This is a genomic window from Thermoanaerobaculia bacterium, assembly GCA_035717485.1.
In the GTDB taxonomy this organism is placed as follows: domain Bacteria; phylum Acidobacteriota; class Thermoanaerobaculia; order UBA5066; family DATFVB01; genus DATFVB01.
In genome coordinates this window covers 1-7,588 of record DASTIQ010000196.1, presented here as the reverse complement: position 1 = coordinate 7,588, position 7,588 = coordinate 1, and the positions used below count along the sequence as shown (strand labels likewise).

Annotated in this window: 9 protein-coding genes; 2 read left to right on the top strand and 7 right to left on the bottom strand. The window is 74.4% G+C overall.

The window, feature by feature from the left end:
• The 7 genes from VFS34_10480 to VFS34_10450 all read right to left on the bottom strand — a co-directional run.
• Positions 1–1,027: BatD family protein (locus VFS34_10480; protein ID HET9794879.1), on the bottom strand; the 1,027-nt coding region annotated here is incomplete at its 3' end.
• On the bottom strand, positions 1,024–1,659 hold the full coding sequence (locus VFS34_10475) for a tetratricopeptide repeat protein (protein HET9794878.1): 636 nt from the start codon (positions 1,657–1,659) through the stop codon (positions 1,024–1,026). The genes VFS34_10475 and VFS34_10480, both read right to left, overlap by 4 nt.
• Positions 1,656–2,609 carry a vWA domain-containing protein gene (locus VFS34_10470; protein HET9794877.1) on the bottom strand — a complete coding sequence of 318 codons (954 nt, stop codon included), beginning with the start codon at positions 2,607–2,609 and terminating at the stop codon, positions 1,656–1,658. Before VFS34_10470 ends, VFS34_10475 begins: the two co-directional genes overlap by 4 nt.
• The gene (locus VFS34_10465) at positions 2,606–3,607 is read right to left on the bottom strand and encodes a VWA domain-containing protein (protein HET9794876.1); all 1,002 of its coding nucleotides are present in this window, start codon (positions 3,605–3,607) and stop codon (positions 2,606–2,608) included. Before VFS34_10465 ends, VFS34_10470 begins: the two co-directional genes overlap by 4 nt.
• Positions 3,604–4,452: a hypothetical protein gene (locus VFS34_10460; protein ID HET9794875.1), complete on the bottom strand. Its 849-nt coding sequence runs from the start codon at positions 4,450–4,452 to the stop codon at positions 3,604–3,606. The genes VFS34_10465 and VFS34_10460 overlap by 4 nt, the downstream gene beginning before the upstream one ends.
• Positions 4,449–5,375, bottom strand: a complete 927-nt coding sequence (locus VFS34_10455) for a DUF58 domain-containing protein (GenBank protein ID HET9794874.1) — start codon at positions 5,373–5,375, stop codon at positions 4,449–4,451. Before VFS34_10455 ends, VFS34_10460 begins: the two co-directional genes overlap by 4 nt.
• Before the next feature lie 12 nt (positions 5,376–5,387).
• On the bottom strand, positions 5,388–6,365 hold the full coding sequence (locus VFS34_10450; GenBank protein HET9794873.1) for a MoxR family ATPase: 978 nt from the start codon (positions 6,363–6,365) through the stop codon (positions 5,388–5,390).
• Between the two features lie 151 nt (positions 6,366–6,516).
• Between VFS34_10450 and rsmA the strand changes: the two genes are divergently transcribed.
• Positions 6,517–7,344 carry a 16S rRNA (adenine(1518)-N(6)/adenine(1519)-N(6))-dimethyltransferase RsmA gene (gene rsmA, locus VFS34_10445; GenBank protein HET9794872.1) on the top strand — a complete coding sequence of 276 codons (828 nt, stop codon included), beginning with the start codon at positions 6,517–6,519 and terminating at the stop codon, positions 7,342–7,344.
• The coding region (locus VFS34_10440) for an MBL fold metallo-hydrolase (protein HET9794871.1) at positions 7,341–7,588 on the top strand (248 nt) is incomplete at its 3' end. The genes rsmA and VFS34_10440, both read left to right, overlap by 4 nt.

Here is a 7,588-nt window from a genome sequence, read left to right as displayed (position 1 = left end):
GGGAGGTGGTGCGCCGGATCGAGAGCCGGGTCTCGGGCTCCGACACGCGAGCGCCCGCGACCGTGAGGGACGGCGCGGCGACATCCGCCAGCCGCCCGTCTCCCGAGAGCTGCGCCGTGACTGCCACCGCCTGGCCGGCGGCGACGCGCGGACGGTCGAGCGAGAGCTTGAGCGCGAATTTCCCCACCGGGAGTCCCGGGTCCGGCGACGGGCGCGGCGAGACGGCGAGCGGAGCGCATTCCTTTTCGATCGGAGCGGCGTCGGCCAACGGCGAGTCGAAGACGTCGAACACGCTCGAGCGCACGGAGACGCGCGCCCGGGCCGGCCCGATCGAGATCCGCCCGGCACGCGTCGCGAAGAGCGCCTTCCGGATCATCGGATACGCGCGGTAGAGCGTGCCGCGGATGTTCCACACCTGGGGCTGGACGTTTCCTTCCCGCTCGAGGTCCTCCGCCCAGAATCCCCGGAAGTCCGGGAGCGATTCGACCTCTCCGCGCTCCGCCTGGCCGCGCGTGACCAGGTAGAGGGTCCACACCGCCTGCTGGCCGACGTACGGCGCCGGCGGATCGAGACGGCTCACGAGCAGGGGATCGCCGCCCGTTTCGGGGGCGGCCGGCTCCTCGGCCCCGATCCCGTTCCGGATCTCCGCCGTGATCGGCGCGGTCGTCACGGCGCGGCCGGAACCGTCCACGAGGCGGATCGCGCCGACCGAGGCGTGCCCGGGCTTGCCCGCGCGGACCTGGTAGACGAGGACCGTTCGGGAGGAGCTCCGCCCGTTGATCCATTCGAACCGGTTCTCGAGCGACGGTCCGGCGACGACGGTGAGATTCGTCAGCGGCAGGACGGGAGCGGTCGAGACCCGAAAGCTTCCGTTCACCTCGATCTGCAGAACCGCCGTCTGGCCCGCGGACAGCTCCGAGGGCGAGAGCGTCGCGGTCGCGCTCGGGAGGTCCGCCGCGGCCGCCCGGCCGCCGAAGAGAACGGCGGCCGCAAAGACCGCCGAGAGAACGGCGGCGGCGCGCCTCACCAGTCCCTCCCCCCGACGGCGGGCGACGTCTTCTCCCGCTGCCGCTGCTCGGCGTCGAGGCTCCGGAGCAGCGCCTCCGCTTCCTGGCGGGTCATTCCGGCGCGCTTCTCGAACTCCTGGTCCGGCCGCGGCGACGAAGGAGACGGGGCCTTCGGCTCCTTCTTCGGGCCGGACGGCGGGGGAGATCCCGAGGACGATTTCGGCGGGGGCGGGCCCTCCTGGAGCTTGCGCCAGGCGATCTCGTAATTGCGTTTCGCGTCGGCGCGCGAGGGGTCGAGGAGCAGGCTGTCGCGGAGATGCTCCACGGCCGACCGGTAGTCGCCGCCGCCGAGGTCGAGCGTCCCCTGCTGGAAGAGCGCGTCGGCCGCCACGGCGCGGTCTCCTCCCCGGGCGGCGCCGGCGAGCGGAGCGCGCGCCTCGTCGCGCTTGCCGGCGGCGCCCAGCGCGGTGCCGAGATCGAAGGCCCAGGCGGGGTCCTTCGGATCCCGCCGCGCCGCTTCGCCGAATCGGCGCGCGGAATCCTCGTACTTCCGGTTGCGATAGGCGGCGGTTCCTTCCTTCGCTTCGCGGCGCGCGGGAGAAAAGATCGAGAACGCCGACGCGAGCGAAACGGCCACGACGGCGGACCTCACGATTCCGCCTCCCGGCGGGGCGTCCACCACCCGGCCCACGCGGCGACCGCCCCAGCCAGAGGCCAGGCGCCCCGGGAGATCGGCTCCCGCACGGGCGCGCCCCCGCCGCCCGCGGCGGTCCCGCCCGCGAACGAGGCCGCGAGCGCGGCGGCGCCGGAGGGATCGCCGGCGAGGACGAACTTGCCGCCGGAGTCGCGAGCGAGCGCGGCGAGGTCGCCGGGGTGGGCGCGAGAGACGACCGGCGAGCCGTCCTCCGTCAGGATCCCGCCGGTTCGCGACGGCACGGCCGCTCCCGCTTCGGTTCCCACCGAGACCGCCGAGACGGCGATGCCGCGGCGCCGGCACTCCGCCGCCGCCTCCCGGAGTCCGGCGTCGAGGTCCTCGCCGTCGGAGAGGAGCACGATCCCGCGAACGCGGGACGGACGCGCGGACAGGAGCGCGAGAGCGGTGCGCATGCCGCGGCCGAGATCCGACCCGGGCGCGGCGGCGCCGCGGGTCGAGAGCTCTTCGAGCGCATTCTCCGCGGCGGCCCGGTCGAGCGTCAGCGGACAGACCACCTCCCCGTCTCCCTCGACGCGGACGACCGCCACCCGCGCCGTCTCCGCCAGGCGGCGGAGGAGATCGCGCGCGAAGAGGCGCGCGGCGCCGAACCGGTCCGGCGCGGCGTCGCGCGCGAGCATCGATCCCGAGGTATCGAGCAGGAGCGCGACGTCGGTCTCCGGAGAGGCGGACGGCACGGCGCGGAAACCCCACTGCGGGCGCGCGAGCGCGGCGGCCAGGAGCGCCGTTCCCGCCGCCGGAAGGAGGACCCGCCATCGCGGCCGCGGGCGGAAGGCCGGGTCGAGCCGCCGGACCGTACGGAGTGCCCGGCTCCGCGCGGCGTCCGCTCCGGCCGCGACGAGGACCGCGGCGGCGATTCCCCAGAGCCACCGCGGCTCCGCCCAGATCACGCCGCCTCCGTTTCGATCCGGAGGGGGCCCGAGCCGAGGGCGATTCCGGCGAGAAGGAGCGCCGCCGCGGCGAGCGTCGGCGCCTTCGACAGGTCCTTCCACGAAACCTCCCACCGGCGCGGCGCGGGGCTCTTCTCCAGCGAGTCGATCGCCGAGAAGATGTCGCGGAGAGCGCGGGCGTCCGTCGCCCGGAAGAACCGGCCTCCCGTGGTCCTGGCGATCCTCTGGAGGAGCGGTTCGTCCACCTCGACGTTCGCCTCGATCCGCCGCTTCACGACCCGTCCCGTCTCGGGATCGCGCACGCTGACGGGGATCGGAACGCGGCCCCCCTTTCCCACCGCGACGGCGTGAACCCGGATTCCGTAAGCGGCCGCCATCCCCGCGGCGGTGTCGGGATCGATCTGGCCGGCATTGTTTCCCCCGTCGGTGACGAGGACGAGCACCCGGCTCTTCGCGGGGAGGGCCTTGAGGCGGGCGACGCCGGTCGCGATCGCGTTCCCGATCGCCGTACCGTCGGCGAACTTCGAGCCGTCGAGGGGAGCGAGGAGAGCGAGCAAGGCGTCGTGATCCTCGGTCGCGGGACAGATGGTCCGGGCGTTGCCGGCGAAGGCGAGCAGCGCGATCGGGTCGTCGGGACGGCCGCGCACGAATTCGGCCACGACGCCGCGCGCGACGTCGAGGCGGTTCTTCGGCTGGAAGTCTTCCGCCGCCATCGACCCCGAGACGTCGAGCGCGACCGCGATCGCGGTCGAGGGGGCGCTGGAGATCGCCCGGCGGACGGGGCGCCTCGGCCCGGCGAGAGCCACGATCGCGCTCGCGAGGCCGAGTCCGGTCAGGAGGGAGGGAAGCCCCGCCATCCGCGCCGCGGGGGTCGGGCGCGCCGCCGCGGCGGCCGGGACGTCGATCGCCGAGGCGCCGCGCGCGCGCCGGCGAAGGACGGCGAGGAGGATCGGCAGCGCGAGGAGCGCGAGGACGCCCGGGCGCGCGAACCCGATCATGCGCTCCTCCGTTCCGGCTCGGGGTGTTCCGCCGCGCGGATGGCCGCGGCGGCGCGGCGCGCCGCCGCGATCGCCTCCTGCGCGAGATCGCGCCGGTGCTCGCGCCGGGCGAACCGGATCCCGTCGCAGACGGAAAAGACGTTGCCCGCATCGTCGGCGGAGCCGGGAGCCTCCGTCGCGCGAAGCCGGGAAGCGATCTCCGCCGACGTCAGGCGGGTCGCCGGGAACGCGAGCTTCTGTTCGAGGTACCACCGCGTGATCTCCGCGAGCCAGTCGTAGAACGTGTCTTCCGGGACGGAGCGGGCGAGCGAGCTCTCGAGCAGGTCGAGCTCGCCGTCGAAGATCTCGTCCGCGTTCCGGACGCGCGACGGCGCGGCGCGGCGCCGGCGGAAGAAGATCGCGAAGAGGGCCGCGACGGCGGCGGCGAGGAGGAGCGCCGCGGGGATCTGCCAGGGCACGTAGGGCCGCGTCACGGGGGCGCGGAGCGGCGCGGCTTCCGGCGAAGCGCCTCCTTTCGGAAGGACCGACGCGACGGCGACCGGCGGCGTCGCGAGCTCGCCCGACGCGGCCGGCGAACCGGCCGCGCGGATCGCGTATCGCCAGCGGAGCGACGGGGACGATCCGGGCACGAAGGAGGCCCACGTTTCGACCCGCTCCAGGCGCCATCCCGCCGCGCCTTCCCGCCTCGCCGTCCAGGGAGAGACGGCGAGGCGCGAGAGCTCCGGCGTCGACGGGGGATTGACGAGCGACACGGCCGAACGCGGCGGAGCGTCGAGAACGAGCGTCACGCGGAACGGCTGGCCGACGGTCACCCGGACGGGGAGGGCGGCGGCAGAGGCGGTCATCGCCTCCCTCCCCGGCGCGCGCGGAAGAACGCGTCGAGCGACCGGGACGGGGAGCGCGCCGTGTCGAGAGGGAGAAAATCGACTCCGGCCCGCGCGCAGGCCGCCCGCGCCGCCGCCGCGGGCGCTCCGGCCCGCCAGGCGGCGTGGAACGCGGGCGAGGAGGCGTCGACGAGCCCGAGCGCGCCGGTCTCCGCGTCGCGCAGGCGCAGGAGGCCGCGCGCGGGAAACGCCCTCTCCGCCGGGTCGCCGAGCGCGAGCGCGACGACGTCGTGCCGCCGCGCGAGCGCGCCGAGCTCCCGCTCCCACCCCCCGGCGCGGAAATCGGAGAGGAGGACGACGAGCGCGCGCGACTTGAGCATCCGGCGCGCCGCGGCGATCCCGCCGGCGAGATCCGTCCCGAAGCCCTCCAGGGGCCGCGAGAGGATGTCCCGGACGATCGCCAGCGCGTGGGCCTTTCCGCGCGCGGGGCGGGCGATCTTCTCGACCCGGTCCGTGAAGAGGATCGCCCCGACGCGGTCGCGCTGCGCCGCCGCGGCGAGCGCGATCGCGGCCGCCGCTTCCGCCGCGAGATCGCGCTTCGTGGCGAACCCCGATCCGAAGTCTTCCGACGCGGACAGGTCCGCGAGGAAGAGCAGGGTGCGGTCCCGTTCCTCGCGGAAGAGCTTCACGTGCGGAAAGCCGGTCCGGGCGGTGACGTTCCCGTCGATCGCGCGGACCTCGTCTCCGGGGCGATATTCGCGGACCTCGGAGAACTCCATGCCTCGGCCGTGGAAGAGCGAGCGGTAGTCGCCCGCGGGCGTGCTCTCGCTGCGGCGCCTCGACGCGACGGCGATCCGCTCCACCCGGCGGAGCAGGTCCGCCGGATCGAGCGTCCGGCCGCGCCGGCGCCGCGGTCGTTCAGCGGGGAAGAACGGGAGCCGCATCGCCGCCGTCCCTCACGGGACCGGCACCCGGACGAGGAGCCGCGCGATCACGTCGTCGGCGCGGATCCCCTCCGCCTCCGCCTCGAAGGTCAGGACGAGGCGATGCCGGAGCACGTCGGGGGCGATCGCCTTGACGTCCTCGGGGACGACGTACGCTCTTCCTTCGAGGAACGCCCGGGCCCGGGACGCCGCCAGCAGCGCGATCGAGCCGCGCGGCGAGGCGCCGTACGCGATCCATCCGGCGGCCTCGGGGAAGCCCTCGTCCTTCGGCGCCCGCGTGGCGGCGCAGAGCGCGACGAGGTACTCGCGGATGCGGCGATCGGCGTAGATCTCCGCGACGGTCCGCGCCGAGCGGTCGAGATCCGCCGGCGAGACGACGGGGGAGGGAAGCGCGGGCATCCCGGCGCCGGCGAGATCGAGGATCGCGAGCTCCTCCTCGCGGGAGGGATATCGCACGAGGCACTTCAGGAGGAACCGGTCGGCCTGCGCCTCCGGGAGGGGATACGTCCCTTCCTGCTCGATCGGGTTCTGCGTCGCGAGGACGAAGAACGGATCGGGGAGGACGTGGGTCCCGTCGCCGAGCGTGACCTGCCGCTCCTGCATCGCTTCGAGGAGCGCGGACTGGACCTTCGCGGGCGCCCGGTTGATCTCGTCGGCGAGCACGATGTTCGCGAAGAGCGGCCCGAGGCGGGGCGTGAATTCGCCGGTCGAGGGATGGAAGACGAGCGTCCCCGTGAGGTCCGCCGGAAGGAGATCGGGAGTGAACTGGATCCGGGAGAACGTCGCGTCGATCGCGCCGGCGACCGCACGGATCGCGAGCGTCTTGGCGAGGCCGGGAACGCCTTCCACGAGGACGTGTCCGCGGGCGAGCAGCCCGATCAGGAGCCGGTCGAGAAAGGCCTCCTGGCCGACCAGCGCGGTGTGGACGGCGCGGCGGAGCTCCGCGAGCTTCTCCCGCTGTTCTCCGAACCCCGGCCCCGGAAGGGCCAATATCGTCGACGGCTCCAAGCAGGCGGAGATCACGCAACCCCGGTGCCAGCGTTTGTCCAGGGATCTCAAAGGGTTGGAGCGAGCGGAGGGGGCTTTTTCGTCGCCGGCGCGCCACATTGACCGGTCCCCGGCCGCGGCGCAGAATCGGCGCGTGGCATCGCCGTTCCCCCCGCTCCGCCGGTGGGGGCAGAACTTTCTCGTCGACCCGTCCGCCGCCGCGCGCATCGTCGCCGCGGCCGCGGTCTCTCCGGGGGAGTCGATCGTCGAGATCGGCCCCGGCGACGGGGCGCTCACCCGCCTGCTCGCCCGGACCGGCGGGAACTTGCTCGCGATCGAGATCGACCCGCTCCGGGCCGGCGCGTTGACCCGGGAGCTCGCGCCGCTCGGGAACGTCGCCGTCGAGACCGGCGATGCGCTCGACCTGCCGATCGGCGATCGACTGGCGGCGCACCGGCTCGCTCCGCCGGCCGTCGTCGTCGGCAACCTCCCGTACAACGTCGCGACGCCGATCCTGCGCGCGGCGGTTCGGGAGCGCGGCGCGGTTTCGCGCATCGTCGCGACCGTGCAGAAAGAGGTCGCGCGGCGGCTCGTCGCCCGGCCCGGGTCCGACGACTACGGTTACCTCTCTCTCGAAACGGCGTTCTTCGCCGACGGGGAGGTTCTCTTCGACCTGCCGCCCGGCGCGTTCCGGCCCCGCCCGAAAGTCACGTCCGCCGTCGTGCGTCTCCGCCCGAAGGCGCCTCCGGTCCCGGGCGTCGCGCTCGATCGTCTCCTCGCCCTGGCGTCGCGCGCGTTCCAGTCGCGCCGGAAGACGCTGCCGAACGCGCTCGCCGCGGGCGGATCGCGCCGCGAATGGGAGCGGGCTCTGGCGTCGATCGGCAGGCTGCCCACCGCTCGCGCCGAGGAGCTCTCGCCGGAGGAGTTCGTGGCGCTCGCCGCGGCCGGTCCGGGGCCCGAGGGGGAGAACGAGCGGCCTTGAGCGACGTCGAACTCACGCACCTCGGCGGACTCGGCGAATTCGGGAAGAACTGCCTGGCGATCCGGGCGGGCGGGCGCGCGATCGTCGTGGACGCGGGGATCTCCTTCGGGGACGAGCTGCTCCCGGGAATCGGCGTCGATCGGGTCGTCCCGGACTTCTCTCCGCTCTCGCGCGAGAGCGTCGCGGGCGTTTTTCTGACGCACGGCCACGAAGACCACATCGGGGCGCTCGCGTATCTGCGGCG